This is a genomic window from Rhodoferax sp. SPJ21, from assembly GCF_058216335.1.
This window is the reverse complement of record NZ_JBYZMO010000005.1, coordinates 155,422-177,897: the sequence shown is the minus strand read 5'-3', so window position 1 is coordinate 177,897 and position 22,476 is coordinate 155,422. Positions and strand designations below refer to the sequence as shown.

Below are 22,476 nucleotides of genomic sequence, written 5' to 3'. Positions count from 1 at the left end.
GCGCAGTATTTACCTACGCGAGAAGCTATCCAAACCATAGCAAAAGTGTGGCTATGTTACGCCAGCGCCTTGTCCACAATGCCCTGCGCTTCCTGGGTGATGCGGCGCAAGTGCTCTTCACCGTGGAAGCTTTCGGCGTAGATCTTGTAGATGTTTTCCGTGCCAGACGGGCGCGCGGCAAACCAGCCATTGGCGGTGGACACCTTCAGCCCACCTAGGCTGGCGCCGTTGCCGGGGGCCGTGGTTTGCACCTGGGTGATGGCTTCGCCCGCCAGTTCCGAGCTGGTGATCTGCTGTGGCGTGAGCTTGCCCAGTTTCTTCTTCTGCTCGGGCGTGGCCGGTGCGTCGATGCGGTCATAGGCGGGTGCGCCGAAGGCCTGGGTCAGCTTTTGGTAGGCCTGGTGCGGGTCGTCGCCGGTGCGGGCGATGATCTCGGCCGACAACAGGGATGGAATCAGCCCGTCCTTGTCGGTGGTCCACACGCTGCCGTCGCGGCGCAGGAAGGACGCGCCGGCGCTCTCTTCGCCACCAAAGCCCAGCGAGCCATCGCACAGGCCGGCTGCGAACCATTTGAAGCCCACCGGCACCTCGTACAAGTTACGGCCTAGGCGGGCCGCCACACGGTCGATCATGCTGCTGCTGACCAGGGTTTTGCCCACGCCGGCCTGGGCGCTCCAGCCGGGGCGGTTCTGGAACAGGTAGTCGATGCACACCGCCAGGTAGTGGTTGGGCTGCATCAGGCCGCCGCTCTTGGTCACGATGCCGTGGCGGTCGTGGTCGGTGTCGCAGGCAAAGGCGATGTCGTACTTATCCTTCAGGCCGATCAGCGAAGCCATGGCGCTCTTGCTGGAAGGGTCCATGCGGATACGGCCGTCCCAGTCCACGCTCATAAAGCGGAAGGTGGCGTCCACCTGCTCGCTCACCACGCTCAGGTTAAGCTGGTATTTCTCGGCGATGCGGGCCCAGTAGTGCACCCCTGCGCCGCCCAGCGGGTCCACGCCCATGCGCACACCGGCGCTGCGGATGGCATCCATATCGATCACATTGCCCAGGTCGGCCACGTAATGGCCAAGATAGTCGTGGCGGTGCGTGGTGCTGGCCTTCAGCGCCTGGGCGTAGGGCATGCGCTTCACGCCTTGGAGCTTGTTTTGCAGAATTTCGTTCGCGGCTTTTTCGATCCAGCCGGTGATGTCGCTGTCGGCCGGGCCGCCGTTGGTGGGGTTGTACTTGTAGCCGCCGTCTTCGGGCGGGTTGTGCGACGGCGTCATCAAAATGCCGTCGGCCAGGCCGGTAGTGCGGCCCTGGTTGTAGACCAGGATGGCGTGCGACACGGCGGGGGTTGGCGTGTAGTCGTCATTCACCGCCAGCATGACCTGTACGCCGTTGGCGGCCAGCACCTCCAGCGCGGTGGCACCGGCCGGCTCGGACAGCGCATGCGTATCTATGCCCAGAAACAGCGGGCCGGTGATGCCGTTTTTTTCACGGTACATGCAGATGGCCTGGGTCACGGCCAGCACGTGGTGTTCATTGAAGCTGGCATTGAATGCATTGCCCCGGTGACCCGAGGTGCCAAAAGCCACGCGCTGGGTGGACTCGGCCGGGTCTGGCTGTAGGCTGTAGTACGCGGTTACCAGCCGGGGCAGGTTGACCAGCATGGATGTGGGCGCAATGTGTCCGGCCAGAGGGCTGTTGGGCATGGAGTGTCCTGTTCTTGGATGGGTGGTTCTCGACAATATTGAACCACAGCAATCCGGTGCCCAAGCTCTGGAGCTTGGCCGATCGCAGGGTATCTACCTGCGCATGTGTTTCCAGTTGTAAGCCTGTAAGACTTTGCGGCCTGCTGCGACCAAAGCCTATGACTATTTTCAGGAGCCGTCTATGTGGGGTGCTATCAAGTTCGTAGCTGCTAGCGCAGGTATTGTCTGCGCTGGAGCCGCTTTTTCTTCAGAGAATACTTGCAGCCTGCAGTCTGGCCGCAACAAGCTGCCGGTGGTGGAGCTGTACACCTCTGAGGGTTGCAGCTCCTGCCCGCCGGCCGACCGGTGGCTCAGCCACCTGAAGGGCCAGTCAGCCGTGGTGCAGGCCTTCCATGTGGGCTACTGGGACCAGCTGGGCTGGGTGGACCGGTTCGCCACACCCGCCCACACGGTGCGGCAGCGTCAGGTGGCCGCGTGGAACCGGCAAAGCTCCATCTACACGCCGCAGGCGGTACTGGACGGCAAGGACTGGCGAAACTGGGGCGGCACGCTGGACAAGCAGGCCGCCGAGCCCGGCTTGGCCCAGATCAGCCTGCGCCAGCTGGGGCCTGACCAGTTCGAGGCCACGGTGACGCCGGTGGCCGGTGCGCCCGCACATTGGTCGGCGTATTGGACGGTGACGGAGAACGGCTACAGCTCCAAGGTGCAGGCCGGTGAAAACGCGGGCGAATTTCTGCAGCACGATTTTGTGGTGCGCCAATACACCGGTGCAGGCGTCTACACCGGCGAGGCTGCGCAGCGACTGACTTTCCGCAGCATTACCAGCACACCGGATCACAGCCGGCAGATCAATCTGGTGGTGTTCGACCCGCAGACGGGCAAGACGCTGCAGGCCATCACTGCGCCTTGTTAAATTGCCTTCAGCACATAGCCTATGCGCGGGAAGTGCACATGCACGGTGCCGGCCCGCCCATCTTCGCGGCGTAGGGTGATGTGCATGCGGGTGGCGGCCACCAGCTCGCCTTCGCTGGCTTCTGGGCCAAAGCTTTCGGCCTGGATGCTGACCCGGCTGCCCAGCGGGATGCCATGGTCGTCCTGGAACACTTCGGGCGCCAGCGGCAGCGGCGTGGATTGCGCAGCAAGCGCGACGGCATCCTCCGCACTCAGCTGTTGTACGGGCGGGTGGTCCAGCGCCGCCATGTGGTCCATCCAGTCCAGCACGTTCGGCGTGGCATCCAGAATGGGCGCCAGCGCTGGCACGTTAAAGCGGGTGAACCATAACGGCGCGTAGGCGGCAAAGTCCGCCAGGCAGGGCGCTGTGCCCACCAGAAAGGGCAAGTCTTCCAGCATGCTGGCCAGCCGGCGTAAATAGGATTTGTAGGCCGACGTGGCATCGCCCGGGCGCAGGTGCGGCACGCCGCCACGCATCTTGGCGCGGTCCTCGGCGAAAGCCAGGCCCACCTCTGGCGGCGCGTGGCCAAACAGCTGTTCGCGCCCGCGCGGCTGGAAGCAATAGGCCATGGCGGCGGTGAACAAGGTGGTGTCTGCCCACTGCGCCAGCACCCGGGCCAGGCCCTTGTGCGACGGGGGCGACAGCGATGGGCTGGGCTGGCGATGCTCCAGCACGTCGCAGATCAGCGCGCTGTCGCAGTAAATGTCGGCGCCGATCTGCAGCACCGGGGTTTTGCGGTAGCCGCCAGTCAGGGCCACCACGTCCGGCTTGGGCGCGATGCTGGGCACGGTGACCGACTGCCAGTCCAGCTGCTTGTAGGCCAGTACCTTGCGGACTTTTTCAGAGAACGGCGAGATGGTGTAGTGGTGCAGGATCAGGTCGGCCATGGCAAATACCTTCCGCTATTCGTCGCTAGAGCGTACGCGGGAGCGTACATAGATCAGCACCGCGCCCAGTGCCGCAGCAGCACCACCGCCCACCACCAGGTTCAGGCCGAGCTCGTCGTCTGCGCGCTGGGTGAACAGGCCCAGCACCAGGGTCAGAAACCCGCCGTACAACAGGACCCAGATGGTGTTTTCAAGCCTGGCGATGGTTTTAGGGTTCAACATGCCAACCACTGTAACGAAAGCAGGTTCGGTTCGCCACGGTTCGGCCGTTTTTACCCAGGGTTTACCTGGGCACCTGGCACGGGGTGCGCCTAGGGGTTTGCGCTAATGGGCAATTTGAGGAGCCGCGTAAGTCCTTGTCCAGCAAGGGTATTCCGCCGCATCCAGATGTGGTTGCCGATATGTCATGCGATGTCCAGAGCAGACGCCACTAGACTGCGCGCAAGCTGATGGCAGCAGACACATTTCCCTCTTACGGAGACAAACAACAATGGCCCCCCTACCCTCCACCGCCTCGGGCAGCGCGCTCGAAAAATCGGCGTACAACAAAGTCGCCTGGCGGCTGATTCCCTTCCTGTTTCTTTGCTACGTCGTGGCCTATCTGGACCGGGTAAACGTTGGCTTTGCCAAGCTGCAGATGCTGACCGACCTGAAGTTCAGCGAAACCGTGTACGGCCTGGGTGCGGGCATTTTCTTTGTGGGTTACTTTCTGTTTGAAGTGCCCAGCAATATGATCCTGCACCGCACCGGCGCCCGGGTGTGGATTGCCCGCATCATGGTGACCTGGGGCGTGATTTCGTCCGCCATGATGCTGGTCACCACGCCGGCTATGTTCTATGTGCTGCGCTTCCTGCTGGGCATTGCCGAGGCTGGCTTCTTCCCCGGCATCATCCTGTACCTGACCTACTGGTTCCCCATGGAGCGGCGTGCCCGCGTGGTGGCTTTGTTCATGACCGCCATTGCCCTGTCGGGTGTGGTGGGCGGGCCGCTGTCAGGCTGGATCATGCAGGCTTTTGCCGGTGTAAACGGCTGGCATGGCTGGCAGTGGCTGTTCCTGCTGGAAGGCATTCCCTCCATCCTCATGGGCATCTGCGTCTTCTTCTACCTGGAGGACTCCATCGCTGGTGCCAAATGGCTGACCAAGGAGGAAAAGCAGCTGCTGATAGACAACATCCGCCGTGACGAAAGCGGCCGGGGCGACCACAGCCTGAAGCAGGTGTTTGGCAACCCCAAGGTGTGGCTGATGGCCAGCATTTATTTCTGCAGCATCATGGGCCTGTATGGCATCAGCTTCTGGCTGCCGCAGCTGATCAAGAGCGCGGGCGTCAAGGACGTGCTGGACGTGGGCCTGCTGACCATGATTCCCTATGGCCTGGCCGCTGTGGCCATGGTGGTCGCCAGCCGCAGCTCGGACCGCAGCGGCGAGCGCCGCCTGCATACCTCTGGCGCGGCCTTCATTGGCGGCCTGGGCCTGGTGCTGAGTGGCCTATTTGGCAACGACATTGTGTTGGCTATGGCCGCACTCAGCCTGGCCACCATGGGTATTCTGACCAGCCTGCCCTTGTTCTGGACCCTGCCCACCGCCATGCTGCGCGGCTCGGCGGCCGCCGCTGGTATCGCCCTGATCAACGCGCTGGGCAACCTGGCCGGCTTCGTCAGCCCCTTCATGGTGGGCAGCATCAAGGACGCCACCGGAAGCACCACGGCGGGGTTGTATGTGCTGGCCGGCAGCCTGTTCCTGGGCGGCATCCTGGTACTGCTGGCCACCCGCAAGCAAGCAGGGCGTTGAATCGGCATGCGCCGCGCTGCACCGACAATCGTGCGGAAAGGAAACCGCCCCGTGACGCCCTCTTCCGCCGACCACCGCGCTCTGCTGCGCAGCCTGTTTGACGCCGCCATCGCCGCCGCACAGCCCGCGCTGTGCCTGCCGCCGCACCTGCCCGCCCGCCCCAAGGGCCGGACCATCGTGATCGGTGCGGGCAAGGCATCGGCGGCCATGGCGCACAGCCTGGAAGCGCATTGGGACGGCCCGCTGGAGGGCTTGGTCATCACCCGCTACGGCTACGCCGTGCCTTGCCAGCGCATCGAGATTGTCGAAGCCGCCCACCCAGTGCCCGACGCGGCCGGTGCACACGCCACCCAGCGCATACGCCAGCTGGTGGCGGGCCTGAGCGCTGACGACCTGGTCATCGCCCTCATATCGGGCGGCGGTTCGGCGCTGCTGGTGGAACCCGGCCAGGGTTTAACGCTGGCCGACAAGCAGGCCGTGAACAGCGCGCTGCTGGAATGTGGCGCCAGCATCTCCGAGATGAACTGCGTGCGCCGGCATCTGTCCGGCATCAAGGGCGGGCGGCTGGCCGCAGCTTGTTACCCTGCGCGCGTACACACTTTGCTGATTTCCGACGTGCCGGGCGACGCGCCCAGCAATATCGCGTCCGGCCCCACGGTGGCGGATGCCAGCAGCTGCGCGGATGCGCTGGCCATCGTCAATCGCTACCAGATTGCCTTGCCACCTGCGGCACGCACGCTTTTGGAAAGCGGCCAGGGCGAAAGCATCAAGCCCGAAGATGCACGGCTGGACGCCAACCTTACCCGCACCATCACCGCGCCGCAGATCGCACTGGAGGCCGCTGCCCAGGTGGCGCGTGCGGCCGGTTACACGCCCTACATCCTGGGCGACAGCCTGGAGGGCGAGGCGCGCGACCTGGGCAAGGCCATGGCCGGTATGGCCCGGCAGGTCGTGCTGCACGGCCAGCCCTTCCAGACGCCTTGCGTGCTGTTGTCGGGCGGTGAAACCACGGTCACCCTGCGCGGCAACGGCCGTGGCGGGCGCAATGTGGAATTCTTGCTGTCACTGGCGGTGGCGCTGGACGGCCTGCCCGGCGTGCATGCGATTGCGGGCGATACCGACGGCGTGGACGGTGTGGAAGAAATCGCCGGCGCCACGCTGGCACCGGACACCCTGGAGCGCGCCTGGGCCCAGGGAATCAACCCCAAGGCCAGCCTGGACCGTAACGACGGCCACGGCTTCTTCCAGGGGCTGGGCGACTCGGTCATCACTGGCCCCACGCTGACCAATGTGAACGACTTTCGCGCCATCGTGATCGACGCAGCTAAGGGCTGACGCCATCCCCCGGCCACACCCTATCGATGGTGGCCAGCAAGGCCTGCAAGGTTGCCGAATCTTCTTTTGAGCGTCGGTACAGCAGCGACAGCGGGCAGGCCAGGCGCGCACCCTGCCAAGCCACCACCTGCCCGGTCTCCAGCGCCGAGGCCAGCGTGCGTTCACGCATCAGGCCCAGGGCCACGCCGGCCTGCACTAGCTCCAGAATCGATGCCTCCTGGTCGGCCTGCACCACGGTGCGGTAGGCCAAACCCCGCTCCGCAAACATCTGGGTCACCAGGCCGTACTGCGAGCCACCTGGGGGCGACGCCAGCCAGGGCATGGCGGCCAGTTCCTCCCAGCCGGCTGTATGTAAGCGCTCGGCCCAGGCGGCTGGCCCGATGACCACGTAATGCTCCAGCAGCAGCTGGCGCACGGCGATGTCGGTGTCCTTCAGTGGCCCGAGGTAGAAGCAGGCGTCCACCTCTCCGTCTCGGAGCATTTGCAGCACCCCGCCCGAGATACCGTGCTGCAGCGACACGTCTACCTGCGGGTAATACTGCAGAAGCGCCGTCAGCAAGGCCCCGAGGCGGATGGAGTCCGGGTCGATGATGGTGCCCAGGCGCAGCCCGCCAGCCACGGTGCCGCGCATCGAGGCGGCCAGTGCCGCTATGTCCTGTACCGAGTCCAGGGTTTGCGTGGCCAGCGGCAGCAGGCGGCGCCCTGCCCCTGTCAGCACCATGCCGGTGGGCGTGCGGGCGAACAGCAGCACACCCAGTTCGTCTTCCAGGCTCTTGATTTGTTTGGACAGCGCGGACTGGGTCAGGTGCAGCTGGTCGGCCGCCCTGACGAGCTGGCCGCTGCGGGCCACGGCCAAAAGTGCACGGAGTTGGTGGAGTTCCATGCGGGGATTATGGCCCGCAGGCCCCACAGAACCGGCACCATCGCATTTAAAAGAAATAGGCCGCTAGCGCAGGTAATACTTGCGCAAGCAGCTATCTATTCAATAGCAATTCGATCTACAGAACCTCGAACACGCCCGCCGCGCCCATGCCGCCGCCTATGCACATGGTGACGCACACCCGCTTGGCGCCCCGGCGCCTGCCTTCGATCAGCGCGTGGCCGGTCAGCCGCTGGCCGCTCACGCCGTAGGGGTGGCCGACGGCAATCGCACCGCCGTTCACGTTCAGCCGGTCGGCCGGAATGCCCAGCTTGTCGCGGCAGTAGATCACCTGCACGGCGAAGGCTTCATTCAGCTCCCACAGGTCGATGTCTTCCACCTTCAAGCCCAGGCGCTTGAGCACCTTGGGGATGGCAAACACCGGGCCTATGCCCATCTCGTCCGGCTCGCAGCCGGCCACCGCAAAGCCCAGAAAGCGGCCCAGCGGCTGCAGGCCGCGCTGGCTGGCCAGCGTCTCATTCATCACCACCACGGCGCCGCCGCCGTCGGAAAACTGGCTCGCGTTGCCGGCCGAAATCAGGCCGCCGGGCAAAGCCGAGCGCAGGCCGGCGATGCCTTCCTTGGTGGTGCCGTCGCGTATGCCTTCGTCCTGGCTGACGGTCACCTCTTTGGTGAACAGGCCGCGCACCTTGTCGGCCACGCCCATGGTCACGGTGATGGGGGCGATCTCGGCGGTGAAAAGGCCAGCGGCCAAGGCTGCCACCGCTTTCTGCTGGCTGGCGGCGCCGTATTCGTCCATCTGCTCGCGTGTGATGCCGTAGCGCTGCGCCACGGTTTCGGCGGTCTGCAGCATGTTCCAGTAGATCTCGGGCTTGTTCTTTACCAGCCAGGGGTCGTTCAGCATGTGGATGTTCATCTCCTGCTGCACGCAGGAAATGCTTTCCACGCCGCCGGCGACGTAGACATCGCCCTCGTTGGCAATGATGCGTTGGGCCGCCATGGCAATGGTCTGCAGGCCGGACGAGCAAAAGCGGTTCACGGTGACGCCAGAGGTGGTCACCGGGCAGCCGGCGCGCAAGGCGATCTGGCGGGCGATGTTGGCGCCCGTGGCGCCTTCCGGCGTAGCGCAGCCGATGATCACGTCATCGACCTCGGCCGCCTCAATGCCGGCGCGCTGTATGGCGTGCTGTACCGCGTGGCCACCCAGGGTGGCGCCATGGGTCATGTTGAAAGAGCCCTTCCAGCTTTTGGCCTGAGGGGTACGGGCGGTGGAGACGATTACGGCGGCGGTCATGTTCTTGTCCTTAGTTGAAGGTTTTGCCTTCGGCGGCCAGCTTGGCCAAGAGCGGCGCGGGCGTCCAGAAAGCAGCATCGTCCAGCGGGTTCTGTGCAAAGCGCTGCATGGCCTGCACCACGTTGAACAGGCCCACCTGGTCGGCGTAATGCATGGGGCCGCCGCGGTAGATGGGGAAGCCGTAGCCTGTCAGATACACCATGTCGATATCGCCGGCCTTGGAGGCAATGCCCTCCTCCAGGATGTGTGCGGCCTCGTTCACCATGGCGTACACCAGCCGCTGCACGATTTCTTCATCGCTGATCTTGCGCGGCGTGATGCCCAGTGATGCGCGGTGGTCCGCCACAATTTTTTCGACCAGCGCGCTCGGCACCGCGTCGCGCTTGCCGGCCTGGTAGTCGTACCAGCCTGCGCCGGTCTTCTGGCCAAAGCGGCCCAGTTCGCACAGCAGATCCGCCGTCTTGCTGTACTTCATGCCCGGTTGCTCCACATACTTGCGCTTGCGTATCGCCCAGCCGATGTCGTTACCCGCCAGGTCGCCCATGCGGAACGGGCCCATCGCCATGCCGAACTTCTCCAGCGCCTTGTCCACCTGGGCTGGCGTGCAGCCTTCGTCCAGCAGAAAGCCGGCCTGGCGGCCGTACTGCTCGATCATGCGGTTGCCGATGAAGCCGTCGCACACGCCGGACACCACCGCAGTCTTTTTGATCTTTTTGCCCAGCGCCATCACCGTGGCCAGCACGTCCTTGGCCGTAGCCTTGCCGCGCACCACTTCCAGCAGCTTCATCACATTGGCCGGGCTGAAGAAATGCGTGCCCACTACGTCCTGCGGGCGCTGGGTGAAGCTGGCGATTTCGTCCAGGTCCAGCGTGGAGGTGTTCGACGCCAATATGGCACCGGGCTTCATCACGCGGTCGAGTTCCTGGAACACGGTTTTCTTCACGCCCATGTCTTCGAACACGGCTTCGATCACCATGTCGGCATCGCCCAGGTCGTCGTAGCTCAGCGTGGTGCTGAGTAAGCCCATGCGCTGGTCCAGCTTGTCTTGCTTGAGCTTGCCCTTGGTCACCTGGGCTTCGTAGTTCTTGCGGATGGTGGCCAGGCCGCGCTCCAGGGCTTCAGGCTTGGCTTCCAGCAGCTTGACCGGAATGCCGGCGTTCAGGAAGTTCATCGCAATCCCGCCGCCCATGGTGCCAGCGCCGATGATTGCTATGCTGTTGATAGCGCGCTGAGCAGTATCTGCGGGCACATCCGGTATTTTGGATGCTGCACGCTCTGCCGCAAAGATATGCCGCAGCGCCCTGCTCTCGGGCGTCCACATCAGGTTCAAGAAGGTGCTGAGCTCGAAGGCCATGCCAGCGTCGAACTTCTGCTTGGTGGCGGCCTCGACCGCGTCCACGCATTTCAGCGGCGCCGGGTAGTTCTTCGCCATGCCCTTGACCATGTTGCGGGCGAACTGGAAATAGGCATCGCCCTGTGGGTGCTTGCATTGGAGGTTACGCACCAGCGGCAGGGGCCGCACATCGACAATCGACTGGGCGAAAGCCAGGGCTTCTTCCATCAGCGAATCAGACGATGCGGCCAGCTTGTCGAACAGCTTCTGGCCTGGCAGCGATGCCAGCAATTCGCTCTTCACCGGCTCGCCGCTGACGATCATGTTCAGCGCGGCCTCCACGCCGAGCACGCGCGGCAGGCGCTGCGTACCACCGGCACCCGGAATCAGGCCCAGCTTGACCTCAGGCAAAGCCACGTTGCAGCCAGGCGCGGCGATGCGGTAGTGGCAGCCCAAAGAGGTCTCCAGCCCGCCGCCCATGCAGACCGAATGGATGGCCGCGACGACCGGCTTGGCCGAGTGCTCGATGGCCAGAATCATGCTCAGCAAATTCGGCTCACGCAGGGCCTCAGGCGTGTCAAATTCCTTGATGTCGGCCCCACCAGAAAACGCCTTGCCGGCGCCGGTCAGCACAATGGCCTTAACGGCATCATCGGCATTCGCCTGCGCCAAGCCATCGGTCACGGCGCGGCGGGTTGCCAGGCCCAGGCCGTTGACCGGTGGGTTGTTCAGGGTTATTACGGCAATGTCGCCGTGAACTTGGTAGTGCGCCGCCATGGGGGAACCTCAGGTTTAAATCGAACGATCGTGCGATTTAAATTCTAGGCCCCGTGCATGTCAGCGCATGCACTGGTTTGTCCCAGTCGGGACAGACAAGTCTCTAATAGCGCCCCGCACGCGTTGATATGTTTTTGTATTGCATTTGACAAAAAATATTACGCAGGTTTCGGTGCTTTGATGTTCACTTTGGCACCCAGTTAAAACCCCGTCAAATTTACAGAGGCGACATCTCAGCCAGTCGTAAGCTCACCTTAGAAGAGACGTATATTTTTCGGGCAATAGGGCGAACTCCCCCCACTGCAGTCGCTCAAATGCCAAACCCAAACCGCTTTGTTCAACCTTTCCCCAAAAGAGAATGGTTCGACCAAGTGAACTGTCATCAATTCCCTTTTCAGACTGCGTTTTTATGGAGTTTTTAAAAACAAAATCTTTGACCGAAGGATCATGCTGCAAATAAGTCATACGCTTGCTTTGCGGGGTAATTTGCGTCGCAGGAATAATAAAGCGTTTAATTCTTCCAAAATATAGACGCGGAGTTTCATCCACATCTGTAAGGCTGGCTACGTCAATAAGTGCATCAATAAGCCGCATAGGTAACTTGTACCCTGGGAACAAATAGTACCGATACAAGTTGTCGTTAAAGTTTCGGCACAGCCCCCTCACTGTGGTGAGACGTGTTGGTAGCCGGAAGACATCGCCGGTGTGTCGGCCGATTGCAACGTCCTCGACAGGCCCCGCTATATCTTCTATTGCGGATTGGTCGTATGGGGCAGCTTGGATTCCTTGGGTAGTTGGTTGGGAGGTAAGAAACGAACTGACGATTACTAGTTCATGGTTTTCGATGGCTTGCTTTGCCTCCTCTTCATTGAGGTAGTTTTTACCTTCGCTAAGTGGGGAACGAAGATCACAAGGCACATGTTTGAAGGACGGCCAGTGTTTAAAACACGCTTTACGCCCGTTGGTGAAAAAGAGCGCATCTGAGGGTGTACGTGACAGGTTTGTGAAGCAGCTTGGGCAATAAAGGTGATTCGCCATATGCTGTTCGTACTCAGTCGGTTGTATATGTTCTGCCGTAGCACGTAAGACATCACGATCTCCCACTTCAATGGCCCAGTTCGGGCTGAAATAGGCAAACTTGATCCGGTTCTTGTCCGATACTGTCACTATTAATACTCCCTGGATAATGCTGTTGCAATCAGTAGTCCTGGATTTCACGAAGGCCAGTTGGTTTAAATCAGGCTGCCGCAGTGATGGTCTGACTGGCGAGTTGTCTATAGTAGTTTGCCTCAGCTTATGCGGGCGGGACGTACCCGATGGGTTCAATAGTCGATGGTGGTTAAACTAGGACGCCTATTTTTCAAGGGTTGCCAGCTCCACTGATTCCAGGAGGCTCAGCTATGGACCAGCTCGGTTTTGTACAGGCTGTTGATCGTTTCGGCCAAGGGTTGTCGTAGCTGCCGCCTTTGCTACCCACTAGGGAGCAATTCGGGCTTTGGCCAGTCTCTCAATGTAACGGGCGCCAACGTACTGCGAGCCGTTGTCCGAATAATGGGTCAATGTTCCATTGGGCTCACGCTGCTTAGCGTACTAGGCCTGCTCCAGAGCGTCGATTACGAAGTCGGTTCGCATGGTGCCAGTCCTAGCACCGGTGTCGACTTCGTCGCGATTGACGAATTCGCTCAGAGATTTGGGTCCCCCAAAAAACATGGGCAATTCACCCAGCTGCAATTATCTGCTGAGCGAGGCAATCGTAGACTTCGGCTCTAGGGCGCACAAGAAGCCAGCGTACACGAACCGCCAGCTAGAACGGTATCAGGACGAAAAGCTAACTTGAGCTACCGAGGCTAGCGCACCGAAATGCCGCTGGGCCCCGAGCCGTTGGTGGACGCTGTACCCAAAGAAGTCAACGCACCACTGGAGCCTACGCTGAACGATGTGACCGTTGCATCGTTGTAGTTGGCCGCATACACCAAGCTGCCGTTGGGGGACACGGCCATGCCGCTGGGGCCGGTTCCGGTGGCCACCGTGGGGGTCGCCATGGCGGTCAGCTTGCCACTGGAGCTGCTGTACTGGGATACGGTGTTGTCCCTCGAATTCGCCACATAGACATAGCGCCCGCCGGGGCTGACGACGATGCCGCTGGGCGAGGTGCCGGTGCTGACACTGGCCGGCGACAAGGCCGTCAACAAGCCGCCGCTGCCAATGCTGAACTGGGCCAGCTTGGCGCTGTCCGATAGGGTGACGTAAAGGTAGTTGCTGTCTGGCGTAATGGCGATCGCCTGCGGCGTGTTGCCTACCGAGCTCAGGCTGACTGTGGCCGGTGACAAGGCGGTGAGTGCGCCGGTACTGCCAATGCTGTACTGCGACACGCTGTTGCCGCTGGCATTGGCTACATAGGCGTACAGGCCGTCCGGGCTGACCGCCACCGCGTAGGGGTTCACGCCTGCTGCCACGCTGGGCGTGGACATGGCGGTCAAGGCGCCGGTGGAGCCGATGGTGAACTGCGATACCGTGGCACTACCGTAGTTGGCGGCGTACAGGTATTTGCTGTCGGGGCTGATGGCCAGGCCGTACCCTGCACTATCCGCGCTGCCGGTGCCCACCAGGCTCAAGGCCCCGGTGCTGGCCGAGATGCTGTAGACGCCGATGGCCTTGTTGTTCTGGAAGCTGACGTAAGCAAACTTGCCATCGGCACTGGTGCTGATGCTCGACGGTAGATAGGTGTTGGTGGACAGCGTGGCCGGCGACTGCGCTGCCAAGGCCCCTGTGCTGCCCACACTGAATTCGCCCAAGCTGCCGCTGTACCAGTTGCTGGTAAAGGCGACATAGCTACGGCAGGTGACTACCACGCTGGACACATTGCTGCCACCGCTGCCGCTGGCATTGCTGACCACGCAGGTCTGCCCGTCGGGCTGCGTCGCTACGCTGACCGAATAGCTGCCCGTCATGCTGTTGCTAAACGTGAAACTGGTGGCACCCGAGGCCACCGCCAGCGAGGACGAGCCATTGGCAAGCACCAGCCCGCTGGTGCTCAAGCCGCTGACCGTGCCGGCCAACGTGTATGCGGTGTCGTCGCTGCTACCGCCCCCGCAGGAAGCCAAGGCGACAACCGTGGCGCAGGTAATTAAAAATGGTAGGCCATTGCGGTGCTGTGTGTTCAAAGCTCACTCCGTAGTTTCTTTTATGGAAACGACAGTAGCACCCACGTATAAAGTTATTTGTCAATTGGTGTCTGGTTTGCAGCACGGTTTTCAGACTTCCAGCCACTCGCGGCGTAGGGGCGCGTCTGCCCGCAACTGCTGCGGCGTACCTTCGAACACGATGCGCCCTCGCCCCATCAGCAAGATACGGTCTGCAATGTCCAGTGCAATCGCCAGTTTTTGCTCCACCAACAAAATCGCCATGCCCTGGCTGCGCAACTGCTGTAGCCTGGCGGCCATTTGCGCCACCAGCTGCGGCGCAAGGCCTTCGGTGGGCTCGTCTACCAGCAGCAGCTGTGGGTTGCCCACCAGGGTGCGCCCCAGGGCCAGCATCTGCTGTTCGCCGCCAGACAGCACGCCGCCAGGTGCATGCTGGCGCGCTTGGAGCGGGGGAAACATCTGGTAGATGGCATCCAGATTCCACGGGCCTTTGGAATCTATAGGGCCGGTAGACTTTTGGCCCAGCAACAGGTTCTGCTGCACGCTCAGGCGCGGAAAGATGTCGCGGCTTTCGGCCACATAGCCCACGCCGCGCTGCGCAATCTGAAACGGCTGCAGCCCCAGCAGCTCCTGGCCCATCCACATGGCAGAGCCTTCGCTACGCACCAGGCCCATCAGCGCCTTGGCCGTGGTGGACCGGCCCGCACCATTGCGCCCCAGCAGAGCAACGATTTCGCCCGGTCGCAGGTCGAACGACACGCCCTGCAGCACGTGGCTGTGGCCGTAGTAGGCATGGAGCTGGCGTACCTGCAACATCAGGCCGCGCCCCCCAGGTAGACGGCTTGCACCTGTGGGTTGGCGCGTATGGCGGCCGGTGTGTCGCAGGCAATGATCTGCCCCGCCACCATCACAGCTATTTTGTCTGCCAGCGCATATACCACCTGCATATCGTGCTCCACTATCAATAGCGTTTTGCCCTGGGTCACATCGCGTATCAGCTGGACAAAATGGGCGCTCTCGGTGGCCCCCATGCCGGCTGTGGGTTCGTCCAGCAGAACCGTGTGGGCACCGCCGGCGATGGTGATGCCCAGCTCCAGCGCACGCTGCTCGGCATAGCCCAGTTCGCCGGCCAGCACATCGCGTTTGGCGCTGAGCCGTACCTGGGTCATACAGTGCTCTGCTAGGGCGTTCGCGTCCTTCAGGCCCGACAGGCGGCGCCAAAAACTGTAGCCATAGCCCAGGCTCCACAACACGCTGCAGCGCAGGTTTTCGAACACACTGAGCCGCGCAAATACATTGCTGACCTGGAAACTGCGAGAAAGGCCTGCGCGGTAAATCTGGAAAGGTGTTTTTCCCTGAATAGCCTGGCCTTGCAGCAGAACACGGCCGCTGTCTGGCGCATGCTTACCGCTGATGAGGTTGAACAAGGTGGACTTGCCCGCACCGTTGGGGCCGATCAGCGCCACCCGCTCGCCTGCCGCCACGGCCAGGCTGGCACCCCGGATGATGTCCACCGGGCCAAAGCTCTTACGCAGCTCTTGCAGCTCCAGCGCAGGTACGGGTGCCGTCATAGCCGCCGTGCCCCCATGAACATGCCCCCGCCCCCCAGCATCGCCAGCACAGCGCCCAACCAACCAGTCCAGCGGCTTGCGTCCAGTTGCAAGCCCATCCAGCGTAATTCGGGCCCCAGCGAAGACTGCAGTTGCAGCTGGTAGGCCATCTCTACCAACATGGAAAAGCCCGCGAGGGCTATCGCTGCACACAGTGTGAGTGCCGCATAACGCGGCCACCGGCGCCACTGCAGCCGGTGCGCCACCAGCAGGCTGGCGATACCCCCTGGCGCCACAACCACCATGGCCAGAAACATCACACCCAGGTACAGCAGCCAGGCCTTGGTCACGGTGCTCAGCAACACAAAGCACAGCACCATCAAAACTGCGCCAATGACCGGCCCCCAAAAGAAGCCCGTGCCTCCCAGCACCGTGAACAAAAGGTAGGCCCCCGAGCGCTGGCTGCCCAGCACATCGGCCGTCACGATCTCGAAGTGCAAGGCCGCCAAGCCGCCGGAAATACCCGCGAAAAAGCCCGCCACCACCACCGCTATGAAGCGCACGCGGCGGGCGTTGTAGCCCACAAACTCGGCGCGTTCGGCGTTGTCGCGCACGGCATTCAGCATGCGGCCCAGCGGGGTCAGCGTAAAGAAGTACATCAGCGCGGTGCAGCCGGCGGTATAGGCCGCCACCAGGTAGTACACCTGGATTTGCGGACCGAAGCTGATGCCCCAGGGCGCGGCGCCCTGCACGCGGTTGCCAGCCAGGCCTGATTCGCCGCCAAAGATCACGGGGAACAGCCACGCCATTGCCGCCACCAGCTCGCCCAGACCGAGTGTCACCATGGCAAACGTGGTAGCCGAGCGCTGCGCACTCATCCAGCCCAGCAGCAAGGCCAGCACAGCCCCGGCCACCCCACCCAACAAAGGCACCAGGCTGACCGGCAGCAGCGCCAGGTTCAGTGCATGCATGGCGGCAAATGCACCCAGCCCGGCATACACCGCATGGCCAAAACTCAGCATGCCGCCCTGCCCCAGCAAAATGTTGTAGCTGAGGCAGACGATGGCGGCAATGCCCATCTGCGTCAGCAAACTTTGGCCCAGGCTGCTGTGGAACACCCACGGTGACACCAGCAGAAGCGCCGCCGCGCCGCCCCACGCCAAGGCCTTAGTCAGCACGTCGCCCCCACAGCCCATGCGGTCTGGCCAGCAAAACGATCACCAGCAATAAATACGGCAACAGTGGCGCAATCTGGCTGACCTTGATACGCCACAAGGCATCACCCCAGGTGCCTGTATCCACCAGCCATCCGAGTACCGGCGCATCAATGCCCACAGCCAATGTCTGGAGCATGCCCACCAGCAAAGACGCCAGAAAGGCCCCCTTCAAAGACCCCATGCCGCCCACCACCACGACCACAAATACGACGGAGCCCACGGTGGCAGCCATGCCCGGCTCCGTCACAAAAGCATTGCCCCCCACCACACCCGCCAGACCGGCCAGCGCAGCACCGCCAGCAAACACCCCCATGAACACCCGTGGCACGTTATGCCCCAAGGCCTGCACCGCATCCGGGTGCGTCAGCGCAGCCTGCACCACCAGGCCAATCCGGGTGCGCGCCAGTACCAGCCAGAGCCCACCCAACATGGCCAAAGCCACCAGCACCATGAAACCACGGTAGGCTGGAAACGGCGTACCCCATACGTAAAACAAAGGCCCTGCCAGTTGGGTTGGAATGCGGTAGTCCACCGGCCCCCTGCCCCAGACCAACTGCACCAGTTCGATCAGCACCGTGTTCAACCCAAATGTCACCAACATTTCAGCGATATGCCCATGGGCATGGATGCGGCGCAATATGAACTTTTCAAAAACCGCACCCAGCAAACCCACTATGACAGGAGCCAACACCAAAGCCGCCCAAAAACCGAGCCATTGCGTGAAGCTAAAGGCCAGATACGCCCCCAGCATGTAGAAACTGGCATGGGCCAAATTCAACACCCCCATCATGCTGAACACCAGCGTCAAGCCTGCGCTGAGCATGAACAACATCAGCCCGTAGGCCAGGCCGTTCAACAAAGATAGGGTGAAAAACTCCATGCGCTTCCAGGGGATGCCGCGCGGTGCGGTGGGGCGGAAGTGTAGCTGGCGATGGATATTTTTATGGCTGCACGGGCAGATCGCATGTACGGTGAAGGCAAGTTTCTAAGCCTGCGCTCCACCGCGCTCGGCTATTCCAATTCCGCTGGCACGCGGTACACAAAGCTCTTATGGTCAAACACCAATTTCCATGATTTGGAGGGCTGCTGTTGGCCATCTATAAGCCCGCCGCCAGTCACAGTGAATGTGACAAATCCGTCTTCAGGCACCTCCCCGGTTCGGTAGCTGAAAGTTGCATCATTACAGCGCAAGGGCGCGTTGTCCTCGTCGTATTCAGGTGAGTCCTCATCTGTCTCGCCCTCTTGACCGGCAGATGCCGGAGGCGTCGGGGCCTTCGCTTTTTCTAAATACGCAGCCTGCTGCGTTTTCCAATTCACATAGCGTGTTTCGGCTGCTGCACAGTCAATACTCAACTTGTTACGTTTCACGGCACGAAAACGAGCTACCGTAGCAATTGAGTCTGATTTGGGGACCAGTACGACGTTCCACGTCTCGCTGACACTTTCACCTTCGCCGTCACGCACCCAATCGTGCTTCTCTTTGACCACCCAGCCATAGGTCTTGTCACTGAGCGCTTCAAAATGAATGTCTTCTGGCGCAAGCGCGGCGTCTCCCAGCACATGTCGGGGATCACTTATCTGCATGAGTGTGCCGTCGGGCTTGTCTGGATTCGGTATAACTTTGAACGCTCCGGTAATTGCGCCGTTCCCAGGCGGAACTGAACTACCGGAGGCCATGAAATAGAGCTCTTCATGACCTTCCGCATCTACCATCTTGGCTCGATGTACTACACGTACGGCGTAGTTCAAGCCGTTTTCAGCAACATACATCCATGCTTGCTTGGTATCGGAATACTTGCCGTAGGTGCTCAGCATGATTTGGTCAATCGTGTCGTCAGCTGAAAAATGCACCGGCGCGGCCTGATCTGGACGTGTCACCGCAACGATGGCAATAAGGCCCAGCGCTAATGTCCCGACTCCGGCAAGCAGAAAAACCAGCCAACGCCGCCAACGTCGCGCATGGAGCTTCGCTGACTTGGTAGAAGCATTCGAGACAACAGGCGGCATCATTTTTTCCTAGTTTTAATATCGGGTTGCTGAAAATGATGGGCGAAGCCACATTCGGTAGAAAGTAACTGGAATGCTCTAGGGTCGCTTCGCAGAATTCCCTGCGGACTCGGGCAGTATGCGGCGTTACATATCCGGTTCATAACTGCGACTCCGCGCCACCGCATCCTCACCTGAGTTTTGCAGTGCATTCCTAGACGCCGTACCTTGGTACAACAGCCTGCTATTTTCAGATCACTTTTCACTCAAGCGGCGTAGGGCTCTGCGGATTTTTCATGCTACTTGTTGAAAGGGTGTATGTCACACAAAAAACATCTGACAGGCGTTGTAGAGGAGGATGGTGATGGCGGGGCGGTCGAAGTAGCTCTCCACAAAGTCAACCCAAACTTCCTGGCACATTCGAAAGATCGCGAGACCGCCATAGAGCGCGGCAGTGCTTGGCGGGCCCTATGGCGTCTACGCGGTTGGGGTACAGCGATTTGTCGTTGCCGATGTGCCTGCCCATGTGTCATTCAACTCCTCTTACAGGCTATTAAATAGATAGCTGCTCGCGCCGGTATTACCTGCACTAGAGGCCGATTGGGCATTTGATTTTGTAGTTATCCCCGAGGCTTCATCCCATTCTCCTCCTAAGCGCAGCTCGACTGCGGCGCGCAGGTCTGCGCTGAGGTTGTTGTGGGCCAGGTGGACGACACGCAGCAAGGTGTAGCGGCGTTCGTCCTCAGAGGGTTCTTCCAACAAGGTGGATAAATCTGCCTGGCCGCTGAGTACGAAGTGGGTGCCGGGTGCGAAGCTGCGTACGGTGCCGGCTCCGGTATAGAGCTGGCGGGCGACGTCCAGGGCTTGCAGCTGGTTGCGGGCCATGCGCTGGCCTTGGGTCGGTGTCTCGAAGGCGTAGGCGCCGGGAGCATCCCGGTGGGCAAGGGGAATACTGCCGGTGGCGTCATCGGCGTCAGACTGTGCCTTGCCGGTGCTGCTAGCCCGCTCGGGGCGGCTGGTGCCGCCGCGGTAGTCCCAGGTGCTGAGTTGTACGGTGCGGGCCTGCCAACTGCTGCGGCTGCGCCAGCGGTCGATGCTGTCTCGTTGCATGACGGCGCCGGGCTGGGTGAAGGCAACCTCGGCGCTGGCGTTGGGCTTGAAGGCGCCGTTGTGGTCGGCGATCACCACGGTGTGGGCACCCAGCGCGGGGCTGTCCGCATCCCCAGTGTGCTCTACCCAGGCGAACAGGCCTTCTTCGGCCATCAGCCGGGTGATGAAGGCGAGGTCGGTTTCCTGGTACTGGGTGGTCAGGCTGCGTTGGGGGTACGCGGACTTGTCTGCGATGTCAAACCGCCACTGCGGCTGCAGAGCACCCTGGCCCTGGTAGTCCTGGAAGATGGAGTCCAGGATGTCGAAGACCTGCATGTCCTGGAAGCTGGCACTGTCCTGGCGCTGCGCCAGAAAGGCCAGCCAGGGTTCTACCGTCAGCTGGTAGCGGGCGAATCCCCCGTTGGCGCCTAGCTTGTCTACCCGGGTGACGTGGCCGTGAAAGGGGCGTAGGTCGGTGCGGCTGGCATCGGTGAGCAGCTCCAGCAGCACGGGCTGGCCCAATAGCGTGGACAGGTCGAGCTGGGCGTCTTGGCTCAGGCAGCGGATGTGCAATCGGGTGCCGCAGAACGTGGCGTCTGCGGCTAGGCTGGCCCCAGCTTCATTTTGGAGACCCAGGTTGCCGGGGTACAGGGACTCAACCGCGTGTAGGCGCTCGGCCAGCAGCAATTGCCCCGGCAGCGTGGTGTGCAGACGCAGCAAACGGTCGGACTGGCCCCAGCTGTCGAGCATGCTGCTGAATACGCCACTGAGTGGGCCAAGACTGGCGATGGTGCTGAGCGCGGTCATGTGCTGTGTAGCTGTGTAGATGTGTATCGGTGCTTACCGGTTCTCTTACTGGATGGCGTACTTGAAGTCGCCCTTCTTATTGGCGCTGACCTTGATCTTGCGGATGGCGCCACCAGCGGCCATCTGGGCCAAGACGCTCTCAGAAATCTCAGGCAGCAGGCTGCCGTTCAAGATGTTGTCTACGTTGCGGGCGCCCGAGTCCACCTCGGTGCAGCGGGCCAGGATGGCATCGACCAGCGCGTCGTCGTACACAAACTCGGCCTTGTGGTTGATAGCAATGCGCTTCTGGATGCGCGACAGCTTGAGCGCGATGATTTGCGCCAGCACCTCATCGCCAATCGGGTAGTACGGAACCACTTTCAGCCGCCCCAGGAAAGCGGGTTTGAAGGCCTTCATCAGCTGCGGCCGGATCAGGGCCTCCAGCGCTTCGGTGCTGGGTAGCTCGTCGGCTGTCTTGTTCAGGCAGGCTTGCATCATCTGGCTGCTGGCAACGTTGCTGGTCAAGATGATGATGGTGTTTTTGAAGTCGATTTCTCGGCCTTCGGCGTCGTCCATCACGCCTTTTGCTTATAAGGCTCTGACTACTATATTTTTGATAGCTTCCAGCGCAGATAGAGTGGGCGTGAGAGACCGACTTTCTACAAATTCTGTGCACTTACATTTGAATGTTTTTTGAAGTCCTTTTTTAAAGCGGATGGTGGCCAGTTCGGGGAGAATCCTCGCATGCATTTCTCGACCGACTCCATCCGCCCACACACCTCTACTTCTGGCAAATCACTGGGCTTCTTTGGCTTGTTGCTTAGTACCTGTTTGACAGCTTGCGGACAAACGAGTCCCAGTGCATCAGCACCGCCCGCAGCGGCGAATTCCCAAGCTGCCACCGCCCCGACATCATCAGCCGCGAAGACTTTGGCTGAGCGGGTTGTAAAAGAGCTTGTGCACCTACCCGGCGGCACCTTTGAAATGGGCGACTGGGGCAATGCCGATGGGCTGCCGTACGAAGCGGAAACCAACAACAAGCCTGCACACGCCGTCACTCTGGACGGTTTTTCTGTCATGGCTTACAAGGTAACTTACGACGACTTCGATTTGTTTACCGATAGCGTGAGTGAGCAGCGCATCGACCAGACAAAATTCAGCCTCAAGTACCGCGCCCCACGCAAGCCTGCCGGAGTGAACTGGTTTGGAGCCAAGGCATATTGCGCATGGCTCGGCCAGCTTACCGGCATGCCGTTTGATTTGCTGACCGAGGCGCAATGGGAATACGCGGCTCGCTCTGGCGGTAAGAAAGTACTGTTTGCTACGGATAACGGGAAGATTGATAAGAATAGGAACTACCCTTGGGACACCGAGGACCAACGCACACCGGATATCGGCACCTACCCTCCGAACCCTGCGGGTCTGTATGGAATGTTGGATTACTTTGCCAGTGAATGGGTCAATGACTGGTACGACCCAGACTATTACAAGAACTCGCCCACACACAATCCCAAAGGTCCAGTGGTGGGGCAACCAGCGCAAGTGAGCCATCCCGAATTTGGACCGGGAAAAGTTATTAGGGGACACTCATCGCCGGGAAATAGCCCTGCATTCGGTGGATTTGTTTTTTCTAGGGGGGGCAAAACTCCGAAAGAGGTTCGTCCTGATTTTGCGGGGCAATACCCTGGTTTTAGTGGCTGGTCCACCGCTCAGTTCCGTTGCGCAGTCAACTAATCTAAGTCGATACTATCGCCGTAAAGG

General features: G+C 61.2%; 18 protein-coding genes and 2 pseudogenes. 4 read left to right on the top strand and 16 right to left on the bottom strand.

Annotation, left to right across the window (positions count from 1 at the left end; translation table 11 throughout):
* Positions 1-56: 56 nt before the first annotated feature.
* Positions 57-1,697, bottom strand: coding sequence for a phosphoglucomutase (alpha-D-glucose-1,6-bisphosphate-dependent) (gene pgm / locus AC4BBN_RS21825; RefSeq protein WP_490594134.1), 1,641 nt, complete (start codon positions 1,695-1,697; stop codon positions 57-59).
* Positions 1,698-1,878: 181 nt separating this feature from the next.
* On the opposite strand from pgm, the gene AC4BBN_RS21820 reads away from it, so the two are divergent.
* The gene (locus AC4BBN_RS21820; protein WP_490594133.1) at positions 1,879-2,610 is read left to right on the top strand and encodes a DUF1223 domain-containing protein; all 732 of its coding nucleotides are present in this window, start codon (positions 1,879-1,881) and stop codon (positions 2,608-2,610) included.
* Here AC4BBN_RS21820 and AC4BBN_RS21815 read toward each other — a convergent pair.
* Positions 2,607-3,536, bottom strand: coding sequence for a glutathione S-transferase family protein (locus AC4BBN_RS21815; RefSeq protein ID WP_490594132.1), 930 nt, complete (start codon positions 3,534-3,536; stop codon positions 2,607-2,609). The genes AC4BBN_RS21820 and AC4BBN_RS21815 overlap by 4 nt on opposite strands.
* 15 nt (positions 3,537-3,551) lie before the next feature.
* Positions 3,552-3,758: a hypothetical protein gene (locus tag AC4BBN_RS21810; protein WP_490594131.1), complete on the bottom strand. Its 207-nt coding sequence runs from the start codon at positions 3,756-3,758 to the stop codon at positions 3,552-3,554.
* A gap of 268 nt (positions 3,759-4,026) precedes the next feature.
* On the opposite strand from AC4BBN_RS21810, the gene AC4BBN_RS21805 reads away from it, so the two are divergent.
* Both AC4BBN_RS21805 and AC4BBN_RS21800 read left to right on the top strand, forming a co-directional pair.
* Complete coding sequence (locus AC4BBN_RS21805; RefSeq protein WP_490594130.1) at positions 4,027-5,325, top strand: MFS transporter; 1,299 nt, start codon at positions 4,027-4,029, stop codon at positions 5,323-5,325.
* A gap of 6 nt (positions 5,326-5,331) precedes the next feature.
* Positions 5,332-6,660, top strand: a complete 1,329-nt coding sequence (locus AC4BBN_RS21800; RefSeq protein ID WP_490594129.1) for a glycerate kinase type-2 family protein — start codon at positions 5,332-5,334, stop codon at positions 6,658-6,660.
* On the opposite strand, the gene AC4BBN_RS21795 is transcribed toward AC4BBN_RS21800, so the two are convergent.
* From AC4BBN_RS21795 to AC4BBN_RS21735, 13 genes and pseudogenes are all read right to left on the bottom strand, one after another.
* Positions 6,650-7,543, bottom strand: coding sequence for a LysR family transcriptional regulator (locus AC4BBN_RS21795; protein WP_490594128.1), 894 nt, complete (start codon positions 7,541-7,543; stop codon positions 6,650-6,652). The genes AC4BBN_RS21800 and AC4BBN_RS21795 overlap by 11 nt on opposite strands.
* A gap of 115 nt (positions 7,544-7,658) precedes the next feature.
* On the bottom strand, positions 7,659-8,834 hold the full coding sequence (locus AC4BBN_RS21790) for an acetyl-CoA C-acyltransferase (protein WP_490594127.1): 1,176 nt from the start codon (positions 8,832-8,834) through the stop codon (positions 7,659-7,661).
* A gap of 10 nt (positions 8,835-8,844) precedes the next feature.
* A complete protein-coding gene (locus AC4BBN_RS21785) occupies positions 8,845-10,944 on the bottom strand; it encodes a 3-hydroxyacyl-CoA dehydrogenase NAD-binding domain-containing protein (protein ID WP_490594126.1) in 2,100 nt (699 codons plus the stop codon).
* A 249-nt stretch (positions 10,945-11,193) separates the two neighbouring features.
* Complete coding sequence (locus AC4BBN_RS21780; protein WP_490594125.1) at positions 11,194-12,111, bottom strand: hypothetical protein; 918 nt, start codon at positions 12,109-12,111, stop codon at positions 11,194-11,196.
* Positions 12,112-12,238: 127 nt separating this feature from the next.
* Positions 12,239-12,579, bottom strand: a pseudogene (locus AC4BBN_RS21775) (transposase domain-containing protein); the annotation flags it as partial.
* Positions 12,580-12,791: 212 nt separating this feature from the next.
* Positions 12,792-14,108 (bottom strand): lactonase family protein, encoded by a 1,317-nt coding sequence (locus AC4BBN_RS21770; protein ID WP_490594124.1) that lies wholly within the window; start codon positions 14,106-14,108, stop codon positions 12,792-12,794.
* Positions 14,109-14,198: 90 nt separating this feature from the next.
* Complete coding sequence (locus tag AC4BBN_RS21765) at positions 14,199-14,903, bottom strand: ABC transporter ATP-binding protein (RefSeq protein WP_490594123.1); 705 nt, start codon at positions 14,901-14,903, stop codon at positions 14,199-14,201.
* On the bottom strand, positions 14,903-15,658 hold the full coding sequence (locus tag AC4BBN_RS21760) for an ABC transporter ATP-binding protein (protein ID WP_490594122.1): 756 nt from the start codon (positions 15,656-15,658) through the stop codon (positions 14,903-14,905). The genes AC4BBN_RS21765 and AC4BBN_RS21760 overlap by 1 nt, the downstream gene beginning before the upstream one ends.
* Positions 15,655-16,815: a branched-chain amino acid ABC transporter permease gene (locus AC4BBN_RS21755; RefSeq protein WP_490594121.1), complete on the bottom strand. Its 1,161-nt coding sequence runs from the start codon at positions 16,813-16,815 to the stop codon at positions 15,655-15,657. Before AC4BBN_RS21755 ends, AC4BBN_RS21760 begins: the two co-directional genes overlap by 4 nt.
* Positions 16,805-17,734, bottom strand: a complete 930-nt coding sequence (locus AC4BBN_RS21750; RefSeq protein ID WP_490594120.1) for a branched-chain amino acid ABC transporter permease — start codon at positions 17,732-17,734, stop codon at positions 16,805-16,807. Before AC4BBN_RS21750 ends, AC4BBN_RS21755 begins: the two co-directional genes overlap by 11 nt.
* Positions 17,735-17,865: 131 nt before the next feature.
* Positions 17,866-18,861, bottom strand: coding sequence for a hypothetical protein (locus tag AC4BBN_RS21745; protein ID WP_490594119.1), 996 nt, complete (start codon positions 18,859-18,861; stop codon positions 17,866-17,868).
* A 522-nt stretch (positions 18,862-19,383) separates the two neighbouring features.
* Positions 19,384-20,736, bottom strand: a complete 1,353-nt coding sequence (locus tag AC4BBN_RS21740; RefSeq protein WP_490594118.1) for a type VI secretion system Vgr family protein — start codon at positions 20,734-20,736, stop codon at positions 19,384-19,386.
* Between the two features lie 45 nt (positions 20,737-20,781).
* A pseudogene (locus AC4BBN_RS21735) lies at positions 20,782-21,300 on the bottom strand (ClpB D2-like domain containing protein); the annotation flags it as partial.
* 159 nt (positions 21,301-21,459) lie between these two features.
* Between AC4BBN_RS21735 and AC4BBN_RS21730 the strand changes: the two are divergent.
* A complete protein-coding gene (locus AC4BBN_RS21730) occupies positions 21,460-22,449 on the top strand; it encodes a formylglycine-generating enzyme family protein (RefSeq protein WP_490594117.1) in 990 nt (329 codons plus the stop codon).
* Positions 22,450-22,476 lie beyond the last annotated feature (27 nt).